At 55.8% G+C, this 22,830-nt stretch carries 19 protein-coding genes, 2 tRNA genes and 2 rRNA genes; 6 read left to right on the forward strand and 17 right to left on the reverse strand.

Going from position 1 to position 22,830, the window contains the following annotated elements:
• Positions 1-40: 40 nt before the first annotated feature.
• From CPA59_RS17930 to gmhB, 5 genes are all read right to left on the reverse strand, one after another.
• Positions 41-2,946 (reverse strand): 23S ribosomal RNA (locus CPA59_RS17930).
• A gap of 167 nt (positions 2,947-3,113) precedes the next feature.
• A tRNA-Ala gene (locus CPA59_RS17935) sits at positions 3,114-3,189 on the reverse strand.
• A 112-nt stretch (positions 3,190-3,301) separates the two neighbouring features.
• Positions 3,302-3,378, reverse strand: a tRNA-Ile gene (locus tag CPA59_RS17940).
• A gap of 69 nt (positions 3,379-3,447) precedes the next feature.
• Positions 3,448-4,989 (reverse strand): 16S ribosomal RNA (locus CPA59_RS17945).
• The 16S and 23S rRNA genes sit together here with 2 tRNA genes alongside, the layout of an rRNA operon.
• Positions 4,990-5,358: 369 nt before the next feature.
• A complete protein-coding gene (gmhB, locus tag CPA59_RS17955; protein ID WP_038920043.1) occupies positions 5,359-5,925 on the reverse strand; it encodes a D-glycero-beta-D-manno-heptose 1,7-bisphosphate 7-phosphatase in 567 nt (188 codons plus the stop codon).
• A gap of 180 nt (positions 5,926-6,105) precedes the next feature.
• On the opposite strand from gmhB, the gene metN reads away from it, so the two are divergent.
• From metN to proS, 6 genes are all read left to right on the forward strand, one after another.
• Positions 6,106-7,137, forward strand: a complete 1,032-nt coding sequence (gene metN / locus CPA59_RS17960; RefSeq protein ID WP_107760272.1) for a methionine ABC transporter ATP-binding protein MetN — start codon at positions 6,106-6,108, stop codon at positions 7,135-7,137.
• Entirely contained in the window at positions 7,130-7,783 is a 654-nt protein-coding gene (locus tag CPA59_RS17965) for a methionine ABC transporter permease MetI (RefSeq protein ID WP_038920045.1), read from the forward strand. Before metN ends, CPA59_RS17965 begins: the two co-directional genes overlap by 8 nt.
• A gap of 63 nt (positions 7,784-7,846) precedes the next feature.
• On the forward strand, positions 7,847-8,662 hold the full coding sequence (locus tag CPA59_RS17970) for a MetQ/NlpA family lipoprotein (protein ID WP_038920047.1): 816 nt from the start codon (positions 7,847-7,849) through the stop codon (positions 8,660-8,662).
• Positions 8,663-8,776: 114 nt separating this feature from the next.
• Positions 8,777-9,184: an Rcs stress response system protein RcsF gene (gene rcsF, locus CPA59_RS17975; RefSeq protein ID WP_038666231.1), complete on the forward strand. Its 408-nt coding sequence runs from the start codon at positions 8,777-8,779 to the stop codon at positions 9,182-9,184.
• Positions 9,181-9,888, forward strand: coding sequence for a tRNA (N6-threonylcarbamoyladenosine(37)-N6)-methyltransferase TrmO (tsaA, locus tag CPA59_RS17980; protein WP_033569274.1), 708 nt, complete (start codon positions 9,181-9,183; stop codon positions 9,886-9,888). Before rcsF ends, tsaA begins: the two co-directional genes overlap by 4 nt.
• Positions 9,889-10,003: 115 nt before the next feature.
• On the forward strand, positions 10,004-11,722 hold the full coding sequence (proS, locus tag CPA59_RS17985; protein WP_107760274.1) for a proline--tRNA ligase: 1,719 nt from the start codon (positions 10,004-10,006) through the stop codon (positions 11,720-11,722).
• 76 nt (positions 11,723-11,798) lie between these two features.
• Here proS and rpoS read toward each other — a convergent pair whose 3' ends face one another.
• The 12 genes from rpoS to cysG all read right to left on the reverse strand — a co-directional run bounded on the left by rpoS (position 11,799) and on the right by cysG (position 22,822).
• Positions 11,799-12,791, reverse strand: coding sequence for an RNA polymerase sigma factor RpoS (gene rpoS / locus CPA59_RS17990; protein WP_107760276.1), 993 nt, complete (start codon positions 12,789-12,791; stop codon positions 11,799-11,801).
• A gap of 53 nt (positions 12,792-12,844) precedes the next feature.
• A complete protein-coding gene (nlpD, locus tag CPA59_RS17995; RefSeq protein ID WP_038920050.1) occupies positions 12,845-14,065 on the reverse strand; it encodes a murein hydrolase activator NlpD in 1,221 nt (406 codons plus the stop codon).
• A gap of 307 nt (positions 14,066-14,372) precedes the next feature.
• A complete protein-coding gene (locus CPA59_RS18000) occupies positions 14,373-14,999 on the reverse strand; it encodes a protein-L-isoaspartate(D-aspartate) O-methyltransferase (protein WP_038920051.1) in 627 nt (208 codons plus the stop codon).
• A gap of 121 nt (positions 15,000-15,120) precedes the next feature.
• Positions 15,121-16,170, reverse strand: a complete 1,050-nt coding sequence (truD, locus tag CPA59_RS18005; protein WP_049853870.1) for a tRNA pseudouridine(13) synthase TruD — start codon at positions 16,168-16,170, stop codon at positions 15,121-15,123.
• Positions 16,164-16,661 carry a 2-C-methyl-D-erythritol 2,4-cyclodiphosphate synthase gene (gene ispF / locus CPA59_RS18010; RefSeq protein WP_038666217.1) on the reverse strand — a complete coding sequence of 166 codons (498 nt, stop codon included), beginning with the start codon at positions 16,659-16,661 and terminating at the stop codon, positions 16,164-16,166. The genes truD and ispF overlap by 7 nt, the downstream gene beginning before the upstream one ends.
• A 3-nt stretch (positions 16,662-16,664) precedes the next feature.
• Positions 16,665-17,393 (reverse strand): 2-C-methyl-D-erythritol 4-phosphate cytidylyltransferase, encoded by a 729-nt coding sequence (gene ispD / locus CPA59_RS18015; protein WP_107760278.1) that lies wholly within the window; start codon positions 17,391-17,393, stop codon positions 16,665-16,667.
• Positions 17,394-17,395: 2 nt separating this feature from the next.
• Positions 17,396-17,734 (reverse strand): cell division protein FtsB, encoded by a 339-nt coding sequence (gene ftsB, locus CPA59_RS18020; protein ID WP_038920054.1) that lies wholly within the window; start codon positions 17,732-17,734, stop codon positions 17,396-17,398.
• 215 nt (positions 17,735-17,949) lie between these two features.
• The gene (locus tag CPA59_RS18025) at positions 17,950-18,294 is read right to left on the reverse strand and encodes a DUF3561 family protein (RefSeq protein ID WP_049853868.1); all 345 of its coding nucleotides are present in this window, start codon (positions 18,292-18,294) and stop codon (positions 17,950-17,952) included.
• Positions 18,295-18,417: 123 nt separating this feature from the next.
• Positions 18,418-19,041 carry an adenylyl-sulfate kinase gene (cysC, locus tag CPA59_RS18030; RefSeq protein ID WP_049853867.1) on the reverse strand — a complete coding sequence of 208 codons (624 nt, stop codon included), beginning with the start codon at positions 19,039-19,041 and terminating at the stop codon, positions 18,418-18,420.
• A gap of 1 nt (position 19,042) precedes the next feature.
• Positions 19,043-20,470, reverse strand: coding sequence for a sulfate adenylyltransferase subunit CysN (gene cysN, locus CPA59_RS18035; protein WP_107760280.1), 1,428 nt, complete (start codon positions 20,468-20,470; stop codon positions 19,043-19,045).
• An 11-nt stretch (positions 20,471-20,481) separates the two neighbouring features.
• Positions 20,482-21,390 (reverse strand): sulfate adenylyltransferase subunit CysD, encoded by a 909-nt coding sequence (gene cysD / locus CPA59_RS18040; protein ID WP_038920058.1) that lies wholly within the window; start codon positions 21,388-21,390, stop codon positions 20,482-20,484.
• A gap of 10 nt (positions 21,391-21,400) precedes the next feature.
• Positions 21,401-22,822 carry a siroheme synthase CysG gene (cysG, locus tag CPA59_RS18045; RefSeq protein ID WP_107760282.1) on the reverse strand — a complete coding sequence of 474 codons (1,422 nt, stop codon included), beginning with the start codon at positions 22,820-22,822 and terminating at the stop codon, positions 21,401-21,403.
• Between the last annotated feature and the right edge of the window lie 8 nt (positions 22,823-22,830).

The raw sequence follows: 22,830 nt of genomic DNA on the forward strand, positions 1-22,830 counted from the left end.
ATCTTTCTCGTCTCTCTCACCAAAACACCTTCGGTGTTGTAAGGTTAAGCCTCCCGGGTCATTAGTACTGGTTAGCTCAACGTATCGCTACGCTTACACACCCAGCCTATCAACGTCCTCGTCTCGAACGTCCCTTCAGGGGAATCAAGTTCCCAGGGAAGACTCATCTCGGGGCAAGTTTCCCGCTTAGATGCTTTCAGCGGTTATCTCTTCCGCACTTAGCTACCGGGCAATGCAATTGGCATCACAACCCGAACACCAGTGGTGCGTTCACTCCGGTCCTCTCGTACTAGGAGCAACCCCCCTCAATCTTCCAGCGCCCACGGCAGATAGGGACCGAACTGTCTCACGACGTTCTAAACCCAGCTCGCGTACCACTTTAAATGGCGAACAGCCATACCCTTGGGACCTACTTCAGCCCCAGGATGTGATGAGCCGACATCGAGGTGCCAAACACCGCCGTCGATATGAACTCTTGGGCGGTATCAGCCTGTTATCCCCGGAGTACCTTTTATCCGTTGAGCGATGGCCCTTCCATTCAGAACCACCGGATCACTAAGACCTGCTTTCGCACCTGCTCGAGCCGTCACTCTCGCAGTCAAGCTAGCTTATGCCTTTGCACTAACCTCCTGATGTCCGACCAGGATTAGCTAACCTTCGTGCTCCTCCGTTACTCTTTGGGAGGAGACCGCCCCAGTCAAACTACCCACCAGACACTGTCCGCAACCCGGTTCACGGGTCCACGTTAGAACATCAAACATTAAAGGGTGGTATTTCAAGGTTGGCTCCATGCAGACTGGCGTCCACACTTCAAAGCCTCCCACCTATCCTACACATCAAGGCTCAAGGTTCAGTGTCAAGCTATAGTAAAGGTTCACGGGGTCTTTCCGTCTTGCCGCGGGTACACTGCATCTTCACAGCGAGTTCAATTTCACTGAGTCTCGGGTGGAGACAGCCTGGCCATCATTACGCCATTCGTGCAGGTCGGAACTTACCCGACAAGGAATTTCGCTACCTTAGGACCGTTATAGTTACGGCCGCCGTTTACCGGGGCTTCGATCAAGAGCTTCTCCTTACGGATAACCCCATCAATTAACCTTCCGGCACCGGGCAGGCGTCACACCGTATACGTCCACTTTCGTGTTTGCACAGTGCTGTGTTTTTATTAAACAGTTGCAGCCAGCTGGTATCTGCGACTGGGCTCAGCTCCATCCGCAAGGGACTTCACCATGCCCAGCGTGCCTTCTCCCGAAGTTACGGCACCATTTTGCCTAGTTCCTTCACCCGAGTTCTCTCAAGCGCCTGAGTATTCTCTACCTGACCACCTGTGTCGGTTTGGGGTACGATTCAATGTTACCTGATGCTTAGAGGCTTTTCCTGGAAGCAGGGCATCTGTCACTTCAGTACCGTAGTACCTCGTCATCACGCCTCAGTGTTGACAGCAGACCGGATTTGCCTGGTCCACCCACCTGCACGCTTAAACCGGGACAACCGTCGCCCGGATGACATAGCCTTCTCCGTCCCCCCTTCGCAGTAACACCAAGTACAGGAATATTAACCTGTTTCCCATCGACTACGCTTTTCAGCCTCGCCTTAGGGGTCGACTCACCCTGCCCCGATTAACGTTGGACAGGAACCCTTGGTCTTCCGGCGTGCGGGTTTTTCACCCGCATTATCGTTACTTATGTCAGCATTCGCACTTCTGATACCTCCAGCAGACCTCACAGTCCACCTTCAACGGCTTACAGAACGCTCCCCTACCCAACAACGCCTAAGCGTCGCTGCCGCAGCTTCGGTGCATGGTTTTAGCCCCGTTACATCTTCCGCGCAGGCCGACTCGACCAGTGAGCTATTACGCTTTCTTTAAATGATGGCTGCTTCTAAGCCAACATCCTGGCTGTCTGGGCCTTCCCACATCGTTTCCCACTTAACCATGACTTTGGGACCTTAGCTGGCGGTCTGGGTTGTTTCCCTCTTCACGACGGACGTTAGCACCCGCCGTGTGTCTCCCGTGATAACATTCTCCGGTATTCGCAGTTTGCATCGGGTTGGTAAGCCGGGATGGCCCCCTAGCCGAAACAGTGCTCTACCCCCGGAGATGAATTCACGAGGCGCTACCTAAATAGCTTTCGGGGAGAACCAGCTATCTCCCGGTTTGATTGGCCTTTCACCCCCAGCCACAAGTCATCCGCTAATTTTTCAACATTAGTCGGTTCGGTCCTCCAGTTAGTGTTACCCAACCTTCAACCTGCCCATGGCTAGATCACCGGGTTTCGGGTCTATACCCTGCAACTTAACGCCCAGTTAAGACTCGGTTTCCCTGCGGCTCCCCTATACGGTTAACCTTGCTACAGAATATAAGTCGCTGACCCATTATACAAAAGGTACGCAGTCACACCCAAAAGGTGCTCCCACTGCTTGTACGTACACGGTTTCAGGTTCTATTTCACTCCCCTCGCCGGGGTTCTTTTCGCCTTTCCCTCACGGTACTGGTTCACTATCGGTCAGTCAGGAGTATTTAGCCTTGGAGGATGGTCCCCCATGTTCAGACAGGATACCACGTGTCCCGCCCTACTCATCGAACTCACGGCCTGTGCATCTTCGTGTACGGGACTTTCACCCTGTATCGTGCGACTTTCCAGACGCTTCCACTGACACACAAGCCGATTCAGGTTCTGGGCTGCTCCCCGTTCGCTCGCCGCTACTGGGGGAATCTCGGTTGATTTCTTTTCCTCGGGGTACTGAGATGTTTCAGTTCCCCCGGTTCGCCTCATTAACCTATGGATTCAGTTAATGATAGTGTGACGAGTCACACTGGGTTTCCCCATTCGGGTATCGTCGGGTATAACGGTTCATATCACCTTGCCGACGCTTTTCGCAGATTAGCACGCCCTTCATCGCCTCTGACTGCCTAGGCATCCACCGTGTACGCTTAGTCGCTTAACCTCACAACCCGAAAGTGTCTCGGGATGCGGGTATATTGAGAGACTCGAACAACACATGAATTCACATTCATATGCCGTCGTTTCAAATTTTCAGCTTGTTCCGGATTGTTAAAGAGCAGAATACTTCGCAGCATACTGTCGCCAGTATACTCTGAAGTCATTCGTAAATGGTGGAGCTATGCGGGATCGAACCGCAGACCTCCTGCGTGCAAAGCAGGCGCTCTCCCAGCTGAGCTATAGCCCCATAGAATGCAACACGTAAACCTTTACCCGTAATTTCTTCTGAGACAAGGCGTGGAATGACGGCGCATACATCAGTATGCGGGCTATTTCACAACGCAGTATCAGGAGAAATCTGGTAGGCCTGAGTGGACTTGAACCACCGACCTCACCCTTATCAGGGGTGCGCTCTAACCACCTGAGCTACAAGCCTATAAGGTTTTACCGCTCGTTTACTTCATCAGACAATCTGTGTGGACACCACGCAGGCGCTTCAGCTCGGTAAGGAGGTGATCCAACCGCAGGTTCCCCTACGGTTACCTTGTTACGACTTCACCCCAGTCATGAATCACAAAGTGGTAAGCGCCCTCCCGAAGGTTAAGCTACCTACTTCTTTTGCAACCCACTCCCATGGTGTGACGGGCGGTGTGTACAAGGCCCGGGAACGTATTCACCGTAGCATTCTGATCTACGATTACTAGCGATTCCGACTTCATGGAGTCGAGTTGCAGACTCCAATCCGGACTACGACGTACTTTATGAGGTCCGCTTGCTCTCACGAGGTCGCTTCTCTTTGTATACGCCATTGTAGCACGTGTGTAGCCCTACTCGTAAGGGCCATGATGACTTGACGTCATCCCCACCTTCCTCCGGTTTATCACCGGCAGTCTCCCCTGAGTTCCCACCCGTAGTGCTGGCAACAGAGGATAAGGGTTGCGCTCGTTGCGGGACTTAACCCAACATTTCACAACACGAGCTGACGACAGCCATGCAGCACCTGTCTCAGCGTTCCCGAAGGCACGACCGCATCTCTGCAGTCTTCGCTGGATGTCAAGAGTAGGTAAGGTTCTTCGCGTTGCATCGAATTAAACCACATGCTCCACCGCTTGTGCGGGCCCCCGTCAATTCATTTGAGTTTTAACCTTGCGGCCGTACTCCCCAGGCGGTCGATTTAACGCGTTAGCTCCGGAAGCCACGCCTCAAGGGCACAACCTCCAAATCGACATCGTTTACAGCGTGGACTACCAGGGTATCTAATCCTGTTTGCTCCCCACGCTTTCGCACCTGAGCGTCAGTCTTCGTCCAGGGGGCCGCCTTCGCCACCGGTATTCCTCCAGATCTCTACGCATTTCACCGCTACACCTGGAATTCTACCCCCCTCTACGAGACTCTAGCCTGTCAGTTTTGAATGCAGTTCCCAGGTTAAGCCCGGGGATTTCACATCCAACTTAACAGACCGCCTGCGTGCGCTTTACGCCCAGTCATTCCGATTAACGCTTGCACCCTCCGTATTACCGCGGCTGCTGGCACGGAGTTAGCCGGTGCTTCTTCTGCGGGTAACGTCAATCGACAAGGTTATTAACCTTGCCGCCTTCCTCCCCGCTGAAAGTGCTTTACAACCCGAAGGCCTTCTTCACACACGCGGCATGGCTGCATCAGGGTTTCCCCCATTGTGCAATATTCCCCACTGCTGCCTCCCGTAGGAGTCTGGACCGTGTCTCAGTTCCAGTGTGGCTGGTCATCCTCTCAGACCAGCTAGGGATCGTCGCCTAGGTGAGCCGTTACCCCACCTACTAGCTAATCCCATCTGGGTTCATCCGATGGCGTGAGGCCCGAAGGTCCCCCACTTTGGTCTTGCGACGTTATGCGGTATTAGCTACCGTTTCCAGTAGTTATCCCCCTCCATCAGGCAGATCCCCAGACATTACTCACCCGTCCGCCGCTCGCCGGCGGGGAAGCAAGCTTCCCCCCGCTGCCGCTCGACTTGCATGTGTTAGGCCTGCCGCCAGCGTTCAATCTGAGCCATGATCAAACTCTTCAATTTAAAGTTTGATGTGTTTTCCGAAGAAAACGTGCTCAAAGAATTTACTGTTAGTTCGTATGAATTAACTGTTGTCACTCTTCAAGACTTTTCACAAATATTTTAGTGAAGCGTCCTGCGAGTGCCCACACAGATTGTCTGATTGATTGTTAAAGAGCAGTGCGACCGGCTTACAGCCTGCTGTCGCGAGGTGGCGTATACTACGCTTTCCTCATTCAGAGTCAACGACTTTTTTCTCGCTTTCTCCGCCTCACACCGCGCTGGCTCATCGCCGTTGCCGTGTCAGTGGATGCGCATTATAGGGATCCGAACGGGTTACACAACCACTTTCTCGATCTTTTTTTCCGTTCGCGCATTTTTCCACCCTTACGGCTATTTTACGTGCTGTTTGATCGTTTTTGGCAGGTCCGCCAGGCTATCTATTAGCCAATCAGCCAATTTTTCGCCTTCTTCGGTGATCGGTTTACCGGTTTTAACCAATACTTTCGTTCCTACCCCTGCTGCCTGCGCTGCCTGCATATCTTCAACTTTATCGCCCACCATATAAGAAGCGGCCATATCAATGTGCAAATGACGCTGCGCAGAGATAAACATCCCTGGCTGAGGTTTACGGCAATCACACTGTTGACGATATTCCCCTTCACCTGCATCAGGGTGATGCGGACAATAATAGATACCGTCCAGGTCAACACCACGGTCGGCCAGCGACCAATCCATCCACTCGGTCAGTTGCATGAACTGATCTTCGGTAAACTTACCTCTGGCAATCCCTGACTGGTTGGTCACCAGCACCAGAGCAAAGCCCATTTTTTTGAGTTCATTCAAGGCGTCAATCACACCGTCAATGAACTGGAACTGATCGATTTCATGGACATAGCCATGATCAACATTAATGGTACCGTCACGGTCGAGAAAAATTGCAGGGACGCTGTTTGCCACTTACCTTTGCTCCTGATGGCGTAAATTGTGCTTAGTATCGCATGTTTTCATCACCAGAGAGAATGTCATCCCTGACGGGATCTCGATTGACTTAGACGTCTAGACGCCTTAACATCCCCTCCACATTGGGTCGGAATATTATGGTTTCTTGTCCGGCCATCGTCATCTTTGATAAAACTTATGATTGAACTGATTAATATTACAAAGGTTTTCCAGCAAAAAGGACGCGCCGTCACTGCGCTGGACGACGTGACATTACGCGTGCCCGCGGGTCAGATTTATGGCGTGATTGGCGCATCAGGCGCAGGTAAAAGCACGCTGATTCGCTGCGTGAATCTGCTGGAAAGACCGACGCAGGGGAAAGTGTTGATCGACGGGAAAGAGCTAATGAGCCTGTCGGAAAGCCAATTAACGCGCACCCGCCGCCAAATCGGCATGATTTTCCAGCACTTCAATTTGTTGTCCTCACGTACCGTATTAGGCAATGTGGCGCTGCCGCTGGAGCTGGACAACACGCCCGCGGCTGAAATCAAACAGCGGGTGCATCAGCTTCTGGATTTGGTCGGGCTGTCGGACAAGCATGACGCCTATCCTGCTAATCTGTCCGGCGGGCAAAAACAGCGCGTCGCCATTGCCCGCGCGCTGGCAAGCAACCCCAAAGTTCTACTGTGCGATGAAGCAACCAGCGCACTGGACCCGGCCACAACCCGTTCTATTCTTGAATTGCTGAAAGACATCAATCGTCGGCTGGGGCTGACCATCCTGTTGATTACGCATGAAATGGATGTGGTTAAACGTATCTGCGATCAGGTGGCGGTTATCAGTAACGGCAAACTGATTGAGCAGGATACGGTCAGCGAAGTGTTTTCTCATCCGAAAACACCGCTGGCTCAGAAATTTATCCAGTCCACCCTGCATCTGGATATTCCGGATGACTATCAGCAGCGACTGTCGACAACGCCTCGCCCAGGCAGCGTACCGCTGCTGCGTATGGAGTTTACCGGCCAGTCGGTCGACGCGCCCTTATTGTCCGAAGTGGCCCGGACGTTCAACGTCAACAACAACATTATCAGCGCGCAGATGGATTACGCTGGCGGTGTGAAATTCGGCATCATGCTGGCCGAAATGCACGGGCAGGAAACCGACACCCAGGCAGCCATTGCCTTTCTGCAGCAACATCACGTGAATATTGAGGTATTGGGTTATGTCTGAAGCCATGCTCTGGTTGATTGCCCGCGGCGTTTGGGAGACCGTGGTGATGACATTCGTGTCCGGCTTTTTCGGTTTTATGCTGGGTTTGCCCGTCGGCGTGCTGTTGTATATCACCCGCCCCGGGCAGATTATCGCCAATCCTAAGCTTTATCGCAGCATTTCCGCGTTGGTGAATATTTTCCGCTCCATTCCTTTCATTATTCTGCTGGTGTGGATGATTCCTTTTACCCGAGTGATTGTAGGCACCGCAATTGGTCTACAGGCAGCGATTGTACCGTTAACGGTAGGAGCGGCGCCTTTTATCGCCCGCATGGTGGAAAACGCCCTGCTGGAAATTCCGACCGGGTTGATCGAAGCGGCACGCGCGATGGGCGCTACGCCGCTGCAGATTATCCGCAAGATTTTGCTACCCGAAGCCCTGCCCGGTCTGATCAACGCCGCCACTATTACATTGATTACGTTGGTAGGTTATTCAGCCATGGGCGGTGCGGTCGGCGCCGGTGGTCTGGGGCAGATTGGTTATCAGTATGGTTATGTCGGCTATAACGCCACCGTGATGAATACCGTGCTGGTCCTGTTGGTGGTTCTGGTTTATCTCATTCAGTTTTTTGGTGACAGAGCAGTTCGCGCGGTTACCCACAAATAACGGGTTTCACCATCGCGTCTATTATTCTTCGATGCAGGTTAAAACATTAAACAGAGGTAAAAAATGGCAATTAAATTGAAATCTCTCGCGGCGGTTGGTGCGTTGATTGGTGCGCTGGCGCTGGCCGGATGCGGTCAGGAGCAGAAGAACCCTAACCACATTAAAGTGGGCGTGATCGTCGGTGCCGAGCAGCAGGTAGCGGAAGTGGCGCAGAAAGTCGCCAAGGAAAAATATGGTCTGGATGTTGAACTGGTTACCTTTAATGATTACGTGCTGCCGAACGAAGCGCTGAGCAAAGGCGATATCGACCTGAACGCTTTCCAGCACAAACCGTACCTCGACCAGCAGATCAAGGATCGCGGCTATAAGCTGGTTTCCGTCGGCAACACCTTCGTGTATCCGATCGCCGGTTACTCCAAAAAAATCAAATCGCTGAATGACCTGCAGAACGGCGCTCAGATCGCCCTGCCGAACGATCCGACCAACCTGGGCCGTTCGCTGCTGCTGCTGCAGAAAGTGGGCTTGCTCAAACTGAAAGACAACGTTGGCCTGCTGCCGACCGTACTGGATGTGACTGAAAACCCGAAAAACCTGAAGCTGGTCGAACTGGAAGCGCCGCAGCTGCCGCGCTCTCTGGATGACGATCAGATTGCTCTGGCCATCATCAACACCACTTATGCCAGCCAGATCAACCTGACCCCGACCAAAGACGGTTTGTTCGTAGAAGAAAAAGACTCACCGTACGTTAACCTGCTGGTTGCTCGTGAAGACAATAAAGATGCAGAAAACGTGAAAAAATTCGTAAAGGCTTATCAGTCTGACGAAGTAAATCAGGCGGCGCTGAAAACATTTAATGGTGGCGCGGTGAAAGGATGGTAAGTTAATACTTACTTTCTTGCATAAAAGAGATGAAAGACGGGCAACTGCCCGTCTTGTTATTTTCTGTATTGCTTGCTTCAATAACCGCACTTTATCCAAGCCAGAGGAAAATTTATGCGTGCTGTACCTGTTCTGCTGTTGGCGTTTTCGCTGACAGGATGTTCCCTGCTGCACAAACCTGCTGCGCCGGCACCACAACCGCAGACACCAGTGGCTGTGGAACCTCCGCCGAAGCCGAAGCCGGTCACGCATCCCGCCCCTGCCGTGTTGTATAAAAGTGCCGAAGAGTTGGTAGGTAAGCCGTTCCGCGATATGGGTGAAGTGTCTGGTTCATCCTGCCAGGCCAGCGCGCAGGACACGCCGCCCAGCATTCCGTCTGCCCGTAGAAGAATGCAGAATCGCGCCACCGCCATGAAAGCCAATGCCGTGCTGCTGCATGACTGCCAGATCATCAGTAATGTAGCGGGATGCTACCGTCAGGCTGTCTGCCAGGGTTATGCACTGAAAGTTTCCGCGCAATGAGCCAATTTTGCTTTAATCAGATCGGCGTTATCCGCTCACCTTATAAAGAAAAATTTGCCGTACCCCGACAGCCCGGTCTGATTAAGGATGGCGGCGGAGAATTACATCTCCTCTCGCCTTATAACCAACCCGAGGCCGTACGCGGGCTCGAAGATTTCAGCCACCTGTGGCTGCTGTTCATTTTCCACCAGACAGCCTCCGCGGGCTGGCGCCCAACGGTCAGGCCGCCTCGCCTGGGCGGCAATGCCCGCATGGGCGTGTTCGCTACCCGCTCAACGTTTCGCCCTAACCCGATCGGTATGTCGCTGGTTGAACTGAAAGCGATACGCACCATGCGGGATAGCGTGATACTGGAGCTGGGCAGTCTGGATCTGGTGGACGGCACCCCGGTCGTGGACATCAAACCCTACCTGCCGTTCGCGGAAAGTCAGCCGCAGGCGCGGGCCGGTTTTGCCCAGTTGGCGCCCGAAGCCGATATGCCGATCCATTTTTCCGTTCTGGCGGAGCAACAACTGACGGAACATCAGCAGCGTCACCCCAATCTGCGGCGTTTCATTAGCCAGGTGCTGGCGCAGGACCCCCGCCCGGCTTACCGCAAAGGAGAAGATGACCTCAAGGTCTATGCCGCGCGGTTGCTGGAATTTAATGTCAAATGGCAGGTTATTGACGGTCAAACGGAAGTCATCAGCCTTGATGCCGGTTAAAAAACGTGGCTGCGCCTTTTGGGGAACGGCCCGCACTGGTAAACTAAACCACTTTTTCTGCCTGAACCACGTTGTGGTTAATGCTATTTATTTGTTCTGACGGAACTCAAACATCATGCGTACAAGTCAATACATGCTCTCCACGCTGAAGGAGACGCCCGCCGATGCCGAAGTCATCAGCCATCAGTTGATGCTGCGAGCCGGGATGATTCGTAAACTGGCTTCCGGCCTTTATACCTGGTTGCCGACCGGGTTGCGGGTGCTGAAAAAAGTCGAAAACATCGTGCGTGAAGAAATGAACAATGCCGGCGCCATCGAAATTTCGATGCCGGTAGTTCAACCCGCCGACCTGTGGCAGGAAAGCGGCCGCTGGGAACAATATGGCCCGGAGCTGTTGCGCTTTGTTGACCGAGGCGACCGCCCGTTTGTACTCGGCCCAACGCATGAGGAAGTCATCACCGATTTGATCCGCAATGAAATCAGCTCCTACAAGCAGTTGCCGCTGAATTTCTATCAGATCCAGACCAAATTCCGTGACGAAGTGCGCCCACGTTTTGGCGTAATGCGCGCCCGCGAGTTCCTGATGAAGGATGCCTACTCGTTCCACACCACGCAGGAATCCCTGCAGGTCACTTACGATGCCATGTACGCGGCCTACAGCAAGATTTTCAGCCGCATGGATCTCGATTTCCGCCCCGTACAGGCCGATACCGGTTCCATCGGCGGTAACGCATCGCATGAATTCCAGGTTCTGGCCAGCAGCGGCGAAGACGACATCGTGTTCTCTACCGGGTCGGATTACGCCGCCAACATTGAACTGGCGGAAGCCGTGGCGCCGGAGCACGGCCGCGCGGCGCCGACTCAGGCCATGACGCTGGTGGATACCCCGAACGCCAAAACCATCGCCGAGCTGGTGGAACAATTCGCAGTGCCGGTGGAAAAAACCGTCAAGACCCTGCTGGTGAAAGCGACCGAAGAAAGCGGCCATAAGTTGGTTGCGCTGCTGGTGCGTGGCGATCATGAACTGAACGAAGTCAAAGCGGAAAAACTGGAGCTGGTCGCCAGCCCATTGACCTTCGCGACTGAAGAAGAAATCCGTGCGGTGGTTAAGGCCGGTCCGGGTTCGCTGGGGCCGGTAAATCTGCCGGTGCCGGTTGTGGTCGATCGTACCGTGGCAGCGATGAGCGATTTCAGCGCCGGCGCCAACATCGACGGCAAACACTATTTCGGCATTAACTGGGAACGCGATACCGCTCTGCCGCAAGTTGCCGATATCCGTAACGTAGTGGAAGGCGATCGCAGCCCGGACGGCAAAGGCACGCTGCTGATTAAGCGTGGTATTGAAGTCGGCCACATCTTCCAGTTGGGCAAGAAATACTCCGAAGCCTTGAAAGCAACGGTTCAGGGCGAAGACGGCCGCAATCAGACGCTGACCATGGGCTGCTACGGTATCGGCGTAACACGCGTGATCGCCGCCGCCATTGAGCAGAACCATGACGATCGCGGCATTATCTGGCCTGACACCATTGCGCCGTTCCAGGTGGCGATTCTGCCGATGAACATGCATAAGTCCTTCCGCGTGCAGGAAGTGGCCGAGAATATCTATCAGCAACTGCGCGCCAACGGCGTCGATGTATTGCTGGACGATCGCAAAGAACGCCCCGGCGTGATGTTTGCGGATATGGAACTGATCGGCATTCCGCACACCATCGTGATCGGCGATCGCAATCTGGATAACGACGAGATCGAATACAAGCACCGCCGTAAAGGCGAAAAAGAGATGATCAAGGCCGGCGATATCGTCGAGTTCCTGCTGTCTCAGTGTGCCCGATAACGCACGAACCTAATTGCAGATATAAAAAATGGTGGGGTATCCCACCATTTTTTTGCCATGTTAGTTATTGTGCGAGTTATTCGCGGAACAGTTCTTCGATGTCCAGCCCCTGCACCTGCAGGATCTCGCGTAAACGGCGCAGCCCTTCTACCTGAATCTGGCGCACCCGTTCACGAGTCAACCCGATTTCACGACCCACATCTTCCAGCGTGGCTGGCTCATATCCCAGCAGGCCAAAACGGCGAGCCAGCACTTCACGCTGTTTTGCGTTCAGTTCAAACAGCCACTTAACGATATTCTGCTTCATATCGTTATCCTGCGTGGTATCTTCCGGGCCGTTATCCTTCTCATCGGCCAGAATATCCAGCAGCGCCTTTTCCGAATCCCCGCCCAGCGGCGTATCCACCGAGGTGATGCGCTCGTTGAGACGCAGCATGCGGTTAACGTCATCTACCGGCTTATCCAGCCGCTCGGCGATTTCTTCCGCACTGGGCTCGTGATCAAGCTTGTGGGACAGTTCGCGTGCGGTACGCAGGTAGACATTCAATTCTTTGACGATATGGATGGGTAAACGGATGGTGCGAGTCTGATTCATGATGGCCCGTTCAATGGTCTGACGGATCCACCAGGTGGCGTAAGTCGAAAAGCGGAACCCGCGTTCAGGGTCAAACTTCTCGACTGCGCGGATCAAACCGAGGTTTCCTTCTTCAATCAGGTCCAGCAACGCCAGTCCCCGATTGTTGTAGCGGCGGGCGATTTTCACCACCAGCCGCAGGTTACTCTCGATCATACGGCGGCGAGACGAAACATCGCCGCGCAGCGCCCGACGGGCAAAGTAAACTTCTTCTTCAGCGGTCAGAAGAGGTGAGTAGCCGATTTCTCCCAGATAAAGCTGGGTTGCATCCAGCACGCGCTGAGCAGTTCCTTGCGAAAGCAATTCCTCGTCGAGCAGGTCGCTATCGCCGGTTTCTTCCTCCGCCAGCGCTTTGTCGTCAAAAACGTCGATTCCATTCTCATCGAATTCAGCATCTTCATGTAACTCGTTAACTTTCAGCGTGTTTTGGCTCATAAGTGGCTCCTACCCGTGATCCCATGGCAGAATACCGAAATACTCTGCCCGATTTATCGCTGCGGAAGAAAACGCAGCGGGTTTACGGATTTCCCCTTGTAACGAATTTCAAAATGCAAGCGTACTGAACTGGTTCCGGTGCTACCCATGGTAGCAATTTGTTGACCCGCCTTTACCTCTTGTTGTTCCCGGACCAGCATGGTTTCGTTATGGGCATAGGCGCTCAGGTAATCATCATTATGTTTGATGATGATCAGATTACCGTAACCGCGTAACGCATTACCCGCATACACTACACGCCCGGATGCGGTAGCGATAACGGATTGCCCACGTGAGCCGGCGATATCAATCCCTTTATTTCCCCCCTCTGAGGCTGAGAAACTATCTATGACTTTCCCGTCTGTAGGCCAACGCCAGCTGGCAATTGCCGTGTTCGTTTGCGTCGGTTCGGTGGTCGGAAGCGTGGTCGCGGCTCCCGCCGTGGGCAACATCTTACCCACATTCTGTTTACCCGAACTTTCAGAATACGCATTAGTTGGTTGAGAATCAACCTGCGTAGTCTGCATTTGTGTTGCCGATGACGGCTGCGCGGCAGCTGCGGCGGCTGCGTTAGCCGGCAGCATATGACCGCTGCTGCTGGCGGTGGCGTTGCCTGACAGCATACGGCCGCTGCCAGAGGCTTTAGCGGCATTTTCAGGCAGCATATGACCGCTGTTGGACGGGCTGATTTCCACCGGTGCGGATGTCGTTACCGTCGTCGGCGCGCTGGCAATCGCCATGCCCTGGGTGCTACCGCCGGCATTCATATTGCTGCCGAGGCTTAACGACTGGCCCACATTCAGGCTGTAAGGTTCCTGAATGTTGTTGCGCTGCGCCAGTTCGCGATAATCGTTGCCGGTAATCCAGGCAATATAGAACAGGGTATCCCCGCGTTTGACGGTGTAGGTATTGCCGCTGTAGCTCCCTTTGGGGATGCTGTTATAGCTGCGGTTATAGACAATCTTACCTTCACGGGTAGTGACCCCCGCATCGCTGGGAGGGCGGCTGATGCCCGCCGAAGGAACGGTTTGAGTATTATTGCTCACGCTGCCCACGCTGGAAATGCGCGGCGGCGGCGAATAGGTGGTGGTACTGCCCGAACGACTTCCTGCGCCGTTATCTCCCACGCTGCTGATCGGGGCCGCCTGATTATTGTCATTTGCACAACCGGCCAATCCCAGAGTAATAACCGAACACACAGCGATCTGACGCCAGTTCACGATTTGGCTTCCCATGCGCCAAACTCCCCCTATAACCAAAAATGACGAAATCTGTCCGGTCCCGACACGTATTTTCGTTCGGAACACCCTGATAAAGGCAGGCAATCATGCGAAGCGAGGAACGTAAAACGATTACCGTTTATTTTATTCGTCGACGCAAACAGGCGGTACCATAAGGTCTGTCTGGCGGTTACGCCATACCAACAGGGTCAGAATCACGGACAACGACGGGACACAGCCTATCAATATCAATCCGTTATCACCATAAGACAGTTGTATTGAAATTTTAAAGACGGACTTTTTACCGAGATTGGCAACGGTATCAGGCCAATTCTCCTTTGACCAGCGGAACAAACCGAACCATTTCCACCGTCTGAACGATAAACTCGCCGTTGCGATGCAAAACGACCTGTAATGTCTGCTGCTCTTCGCCTACGGGCAAGACCATGACGCCGCCTTCGTCCAGTTGCGCCATCAGTGCGGACGGAATCTCCGGCGGCGCCGCCGTGACGATGATGGCGTCAAACGGCCCTTTGGACGCCCAACCTTGCCAGCCGTCGCCATGACGGGTGGACACATTGTGCAGGTCGAGTTGCTTAAGACGCCGCTTGGCCTGCCACTGCAGGCCTTTAATACGCTCCACCGAAAACACATGCCGCACCAGATGCGCCAGAATCGCGGTCTGATAACCGGAACCGGTGCCGATCTCCAGCACGCGGGACTCCGGCGTCAGCCGCAGCAGCTCGGTCATTCTGGCTACGATGTAAGGTTGAGAGATGGTTTGTCCGGAACCGATCGGCAGGGCGACGTTATCATAGGCTTTATGTTCGAACGCCTCGTCAACAAAACGCTCGCGAGGAACCGAGGCCATGGCCTGCAACAGGCGTTCGTCCTGAATTCCCTGCTGGTGAAGCTGCGCCAGCAACGTTTGCACGCGTTTATTCACCATTCCCCGTCAACTCCGGCGTTAGCCCACCTCATCAATTCGCCCCGTTCTCCGATAGCAAAGAAAATCGACAGCCCGTATCAGGATAAATCACGCGTCTGAAGCCGAAAAAAGCCGCCTGCTATCAGGCCGCCCACTCGTTTTCCTGTTGCACGGGAAGCAGTAGCTCCCGCACCACGCTGGTGGCGAAGCACCCTGCCGGCAACCAGAAGTGTAACTCAAGCGTGACGTCATCCCGCCATGACCAGCGCAGGTCTTGCGGATATAACATGACGGCGCGGCGCGCGCTGTCCACTCGCTCACGCGTCAGCAATGACAACAACAGCGTCTGGCCTTCCAGGCATTGCTGCTCGAACGCCAGCGCCTGTTCCTGCACACCTGATTCGCCCTGCCCCGGCAATGCGGCGGTAATCTGCAGTTCGCCGGCTATCACGCGCGACTGCGCCTCAGCCTGTTCTTCCGGCTTGACCACAAACCAACTGCCGCGGCCAGCCAGTTGCAGCGCATCGCCGGTCAACACCTGCGTTGCGCCATACGTCGCCAGACGCGCACTGGCCATCAGGTTGAATAACTCACTGCGCACGGCGGAAAGGTAGAAGCTGCGCTTGCTGCGATCCTTAACCCGAATCTCGTCATTCGCCCAGCGGCGGGCCTGTTCCAGATTGTTGCCGTCACGACCGAAACGCTGGCTGCCGAAATAGTTGGGCACGCCTTCACCGGCGATCAGCGCCAGACGGGCTTCAACATCGGCACGGTCGCTAACTTCGCGCAGCACCAGACTAAAATGGTTGCCGCGCAACGCGCCAATACGCAGTTTACGGCGATGGCGCTGCGCTTCAAGAATTTCGCACCCTTCCAGCGCAAATGCCGCCCACGCCGGTTCCGCTTTGCCCGGCAAATGCAGGCAGAACCATTGCTCGGTTACCGCATGGCGATCTTTCAACCCGGCATAACTGACTGAACGCGCCGGAATGCCGGCGAACTTCGCCAGCGCTTCCGCCACAAACGTGGTGTTGCAACCGCGTTTGCGCACACGCACCAGCACATGCTCGCCATCGCCATCCGCTGCAAATCCCAGATCTTCGGCGACAAAAAAATCATCCGGCGATGCTTTCAGCACCCCCGTTGCGGCCGGTTCGCCATGCAACCAAAACAGTGATTCACGCATTACCATGCCACCACGCCGGTAGCATCGCTCTTGACCAGCAACACCACCGCCTCGCAGGCAATCCCTTCGCCACGGCCGGTAAAGCCCAGCTGTTCAGTCGTGGTGGCTTTGACGTTGACATCATCCATGTGTGATTGCAGATCTTCGGCGATGTTGACGCGCATCTGCGGGATGTGCGGCGCCATTTTCGGCGCCTGCGCGATGATGGTGACATCAAGGTTGCCCAGTTGGTAACCTTTAGCGGTGATGCGACGCCAGGCTTCGCGCAGCAGTTCGCGGCTGTCAATACCGCGGTAGGCCGGATCGGTGTCGGGAAACAGTTTACCGATATCGCCCATCGCCGCCGCGCCCAGCAACGCATCGGTGACGGCGTGCAGCACCACGTCGCCATCGGAATGCGCCAGCAAGCCACGCTCATAGGGAATACGTACCCCACCGATCACCAGCGGACCTTCTCCGCCAAATTTATGCACATCAAAACCGTGACCGATACGCATCACTCAGGCTCCTTTATTATCTTGTTGATGATGATCCGGGCGGTGCGTCAGATAAAACTCCGCCAGCGCCAGATCTTCCGGGCGCGTGACCTTGATGTTGTCTGCCCGTCCCGGAACAATCCGCGGACGATAGCCGCAATATTCCAGCGCCGACGCCTCGTCGGTAACGGTCGCGCCTTCGCGCAACGCTCGCTCCAGGCAGCCCCGCAGCAGCGCCAGCGGGAACAGTTGCGGCGTCAGGGCGTGCCACAGCGCCTCGCGCTCCACCGTATGGTCGATGACGCCATCCCGGCTTCGCTTCATGGTATCACGCACCGGCGCCGCCAAAATGCCGCCGACCTCACTTTGCCCGGTCAGCGCCAGCAGCCGGGACAGATCGTCCTGATGCAAACAGGGCCGCGCCGCGTCATGCACCAGCACCCAATCGGTGTGCGGCAACTGCAGTAAGCCGGCCAGCACCGAATCGGCCCGCTGGCGGCCGCCGGTCACTACCTGAATACGCGGATCAGTTGCGAGGGGCAGTTCGGGAAAATAACGGTCATCGGCGCTGATGGCGATCACCACCCGTTGAATACGCGGATGACGCAACAAAGCCGCGACCGTGTGCTCAAGAATGGTTTTACCGCCGATGGAAAGGTACTGCTTGGGGCGGTCGCTCTGCATCCGGCTGCCGTTACCGGCCGCAGGCAAAACAGCAACCACCTCAGCCAAAGACTGATTTGGAGTAGACATACCTAGCGAGACGTCGATGATGAAGTGGAAGGGGCCGTCGACGGGTTCGCGCCGACGCGACGATCCGCCTGGTCGGCCACCAGACGATAAAAGCTTTCTCCGGGTTTAGTCATGCCCAGCTCGTTGCGCGCCCGTTCCTCAATGGCTTCCTGACCACCATTGAGATCGTCTATTTCCGCAAACAGCTGTTCGTTGCGGGATTTCAGTTTGACGTTGTTGGCCTGTTGCACCGCCACGTCATCCTTCACCCGCACGTAGTCATGAACACCGTTTTTCCCCAGCCAGAGCGAATATTGCAACCAACCGAGAAGAATCAACAATAACAGCGAAAGTTTTCCCATCCAGCCCCCTGAAAAGCCGCCTAATCATCCCATAACTTTTGTCAGGACTCCACCTTCGCCAACAGCATTCCCCTCCGGCAGGAAAAAGCCAGGCACACGCCGAGTGGCGAAGGATAAAATTGCTCACACAGGGAAATAGTTTCACGAAAGGAGTAAATAATCTGAAATCGGTTTCTCTGAAATCGATATCCTGGTGAGATGCGTTGCCTGAGCCGCTACCACCCGGTGATCAGTAAGAACACCAGCCAGAACACGCCCGGAATGCTGACTGCGCAGCAGAGCATCATCCACACCACATGATTCGGCAACAGCACGCGAAACAGCATGCCGATCAATACCGACAGGGGCATCAGCGCCAGAAAAAAGGGCCAGGTGTAAAGCATCAGCAATAGCGTGGAATTCAGGCCATACACGATAAACGGCAGAGAAAAAGCCAACCAGTAAAAGCAGAAGCCTGCCAGCGCCCCTACCAGCGGGCTGCAAGAAACGAAGGACGCGTCCTCCTCCTCGGCATGGTCGGCTTGCGTATTGCTATCAGGTAATGGCGTCACACTCTGCATCATCGTTCCTGCTTTACCCCATCACCGGGTAACCGTTGGGCCTGAAGACTGCCCCTTCGTCAGGCAAACGGCAGCGAGGCAAAACACGCATACCGTAGCGCCTGCAAAGGGGCAAGCTGAGGCTTAGATGATAGCTCGACCGTGCAGCATATCTAATAATTCAGCGACTAAATTTGTTACCAATTGTTGGCCGTCCAGATGCAATTCCGGCTGTTCCGGCGCCTCATAAACCGCGTCAATGCCGGTGAAATTGCGCAACTCGCCGGCACGGGCTTTCCTGTATAAACCTTTGGGGTCGCGGGCTTCACAAATAGCCAGCGGCGTATCGACGAACACTTCAAGAAACTGCTCCTGATCAAGCAGTTCTCGCACCATCTGCCGTTCAGCACGGTGCGGAGAGATAAACGCGGTTAATACAACCAGCCCGGAATCGACCATCAACCGGGCCACTTCCCCCACCCGGCGGATGTTCTCCCGCCGGTCGTCATCGCTGAATCCCAAATCCCGGCACAGCCCATGCCGAACGTTATCGCCATCCAGCAGATAGGTGCTGACGCCACGGGCAAACAAGGCCTGCTCCAGTGCGCCGGCCAGCGTAGATTTACCGGAACCGGACAGCCCGGTGAACCACACCACCGCCCCACGGTGCCCGTGCTGACGCTCACGGTCTTCGCGCGTGACCGCATGGTCGTGCCACACCACATTGTCGTCGGCCGGCGCGCCCGGCCGGGAATGCGTTTGCGCCACGTTATTTTCCTCCCAGCAGATCGCGCGCGCCCCAGTGCGGGAAGTGGCGGCGAATCAGCGCATTCAGTTCCAGCTCAAAAGCGCTGTAACTGCCGGTTTCCGTTTCCGCCAGCTCGACCGGCTCACGCACCAGCCCGGCGCCGACCGTCACGTTGCTCAGACGATCGATGAAAATCATGCCGCCGGTGACAGAATTTTGCTGATATTTGTCCAGCACCAGCGGTTCATCAAAGGTCAGCTCGACCAGACCAATGCCGTTGAGCGGCAGCGACTCGGTAACCCGCTGAGTCAGCGTATTGATTTCCACCTGATAGTCGATGTTTTCCACCCGCGCGCGGGTTTTCTTACCGGCAATCTTGATGTCGTAGCTTTGTCCCGACACCAGCGGCTGCTCCGCCATCCACACCACATCCACCTTCGCGCTGCGTACCGGCTGGAGCGTTTCCTCGCTGCCGACCAGCAGGTCGCCCCGACTGATGTCGACTTCGCTGGACAACACCAGCGTCACCGCTTCGCCAGCCTGTGCCTGTTGCAGGTCGCCATCAAAGGTGACGATGCGGCTGACGCTGGACTCCACGCCGGACGGCAGCACTTTCACACGCTGTCCGACCCGCACCACGCCAGACGCCACCGTGCCGGCGTAGCCGCGAAAATCAAGGTTCGGGCGGTTGACGTACTGCACCGGGAAACGCATCGGCTGGCTCAGACTGCGGGAAGAGACATTGACCGTCTCCAGCACATCCAGCAGCGTCGGACCGCGGTACCAGTTCATGGTCGTGCTCGGCGTCGCGACATTGTCGCCATCCAGCGCGGAAATCGGCACAAAGGTGATATCCAGATCGGTCGGCAGTTGACTGGCGAAGTCCAGATAATCCTGTTTGAACTGCTCGAAGACCGCCTGCTGATACCCCACCAGATCCATCTTGTTGACCGCCACCACCAGATGACGAATGCCCAGCAGCGTGGCGATAAAGCTGTGGCGGCGAGTCTGATCCAGCACGCCCTTGCGCGCGTCGATCAGCAGGATCGCCAGCTCGCAGGTGGAAGCGCCGGTCGCCATATTGCGGGTGTACTGCTCATGCCCCGGTGTGTCGGCAATGATGAACTTGCGTTTTTCCGTGGAAAAATAGCGGTAAGCCACATCAATGGTAATGCCCTGCTCGCGTTCCGCCTGCAAGCCGTCCACCAGCAGCGCCAGATCGAGTTTTTCGCCCTGGGTGCCAAGGCGCTTGCTGTCATTGTGCAGCGTAGAGAGCTGATCTTCGTAAATCTGACGGGTATCGTGCAACAGCCGGCCGATCAGGGTGCTTTTGCCATCGTCAACGCTGCCGCAGGTCAGAAAACGCAACAGGCTTTTGTTCTGCTGTGCGTGAAGATAAGCCTCAACCCCGCCCTGATCGGCAATCTGTTTTGCAATACTATGATTCATTTGACGATTCCTCAGAAATACCCTTGACGCTTTTTCAGCTCCATCGAGCCGGCCTGATCGCGGTCAATCACCCGTCCCTGACGCTCGCTGGTGGTCGACACCAGCATCTCTTCAATGATTTCCGGCAGCGTCTGCGCCTGCGATTCCACCGCGCCGGTCAGCGGCCAGCAGCCGAGCGTACGGAAACGCACCATGCGCTGGGTAATTACTTCGCCAGGCTGCAGGTCGATGCGGTCGTCGTCCACCATCAGCAACATGCCGTCGCGCTCCAGCACCGGACGCTCAGCGGCCAGATACAGCGGCACGATATCGATATTTTCCAGATAGATGTACTGCCAGATATCCAGTTCGGTCCAGTTGGACAGCGGGAACACACGGATGCTCTCGCCCTTGTTGATCTGGCCGTTATAGTTGTTCCACAGCTCCGGACGCTGGTTTTTCGGGTCCCAGCGATGGAAGCGATCGCGGAAAGAGTAGATACGCTCTTTGGCGCGGGATTTCTCCTCGTCGCGGCGGGCGCCGCCGAACGCGGCGTCAAAGCCGTACTTGTCCAGCGCCTGTTTCAACCCTTCGGTTTTCATGATGTCGGTATGCTTGGCGCTGCCGTGCACAAACGGGTTGATGCCCATCGCTACCCCTTCCGGGTTGCGGTGCACCAACAGTTCGCAGCCGTAGGCTTTGGCGGTGCGATCACGGAATTGGTACATTTCGCGGAATTTCCAGCCGGTATCCACATGCAACAGCGGGAACGGCAGCGTGCCCGGAAAGAACGCCTTACGGGCCAGATGCAGCATCACGGAGGAGTCCTTGCCGATGGAATACATCATCACCGGGTTGCTGAACTCAGCCGCTACCTCACGAATGATATGAATACTTTCCGCTTCAAGCTGTTTTAAATGCGTGAGTCTTTTCTCGTCCATAACCTTAACCTTAAGCCAGATTCACCACGGCCGAGCGCCCGTCAGTCGGCGTCATCCGCGCTTGTTCACCAAACCAGGCGATGTGTTGATGTAAATTCACCACCTCGCCAATCACCAGCAGCGCCGGCGTCGGAGCCTGCTGCGCCAGTTGTTCCAGTTCCGTCAGCGTGCCGGTCAGCACCTGTTGATCCTGCCGCGTGCCGCGGCCGATTACCGCCACCGGCGTGTGCGGCGCCCGGCCATGCGCGATCAACTGCTGGCTGATTTCCGCCGACTTGACCGCACCCATGTAAATAGCCAGTGTCTGTCGGCCGCGCGCCAGCGTCGACCAATCCAGCGCGTCGCCATCCGGGCGGCAGTGCCCGGTGATAAATATCACACTCTGCGCGTAATCCCGGTGCGTCAGCGGAATGCCGGCATACGCCGTGGCGCCAGCCGCCGCGGTGATGCCCGGCACCACCTGAAACGGAATCCCCGCCTGCGCCACCTGCTGCAGCTCTTCGCCGCCGCGACCAAAAATAAAGGGGTCGCCGCCTTTCAGCCGCACTACCCGCTTGCCTTCCTGCGCCAGCCTCACCAGCAGCGCGTTAATCTCGTCTTGCGGCAGCAGATGCGCGCTGGCGCGTTTACCGACGCAAATCCGCTCCGCGTCACGGCGCACCAGATCCAGCACCTCATCGCTGACCAGATGGTCGTAAAGCACCACATCCGCCTGCTGAATCACCTGCAGGCCGCGCAGCGTCAGCAAACCGGCGTCGCCCGGCCCGGCGCCAACCAGCGCCACCTCGCCTTGCTGAATATCGGGCTGCGCCAGTTGCTGTTCCAGTTCCTGCTCGGCCTGCGCCAGTTGCCCGGCGGCCACCAGACTGGAAAAACGACCGGTAAAAATGCGCTCCCAAAAACGACGGCGTTCCGTTACCGACGCCAGCCGCTGCTTGATGCGGCCGCGCCATTTTCCGGCCAGCGCCGCCATCTGCCCCAGACGGGCGGGCAGCAGCGCCTCCAGTTTTTCCCGCAGCAAACGCGCCAGCACCGGTGCCTGACCGCCGGACGAAATCGCCACCATCAACGGCGAGCGGTCGATCAGCGAAGGAAAAATGAATGAGCATTTGGGCTGGTCATCCACCACATTGACCAGCAACTGACGGCGATTGGCTTCCTCAAATACCGTGGCATTCAGCGCGGCATCATCGGTCGCGGCAATCACCAGAAACACGTTATCCAGCAGCGCAGGCGAGAATTCCTGCGCGACCCATGCCAGCCGGCCCGCCTGATGCTGCTCATGCAGCGGCTCGCACAGCGACCGCGCCGCCACCCGAACCTCAGCCCCGGCGCGCTGCAGCAGGTCAATCTTGCGGGTTGCCACCTCGCCGCCCCCGACGACCAGCACGGGGCGTTGCCGGAGATCGGCGAATATAGGGAGATAGTTCACAGATGCCT

Origin of the sequence: Dickeya sp. Secpp 1600 (genome assembly GCF_003049805.1) — a bacterium.
Classification (GTDB): domain Bacteria; phylum Pseudomonadota; class Gammaproteobacteria; order Enterobacterales; family Enterobacteriaceae; genus Dickeya; species Dickeya fangzhongdai.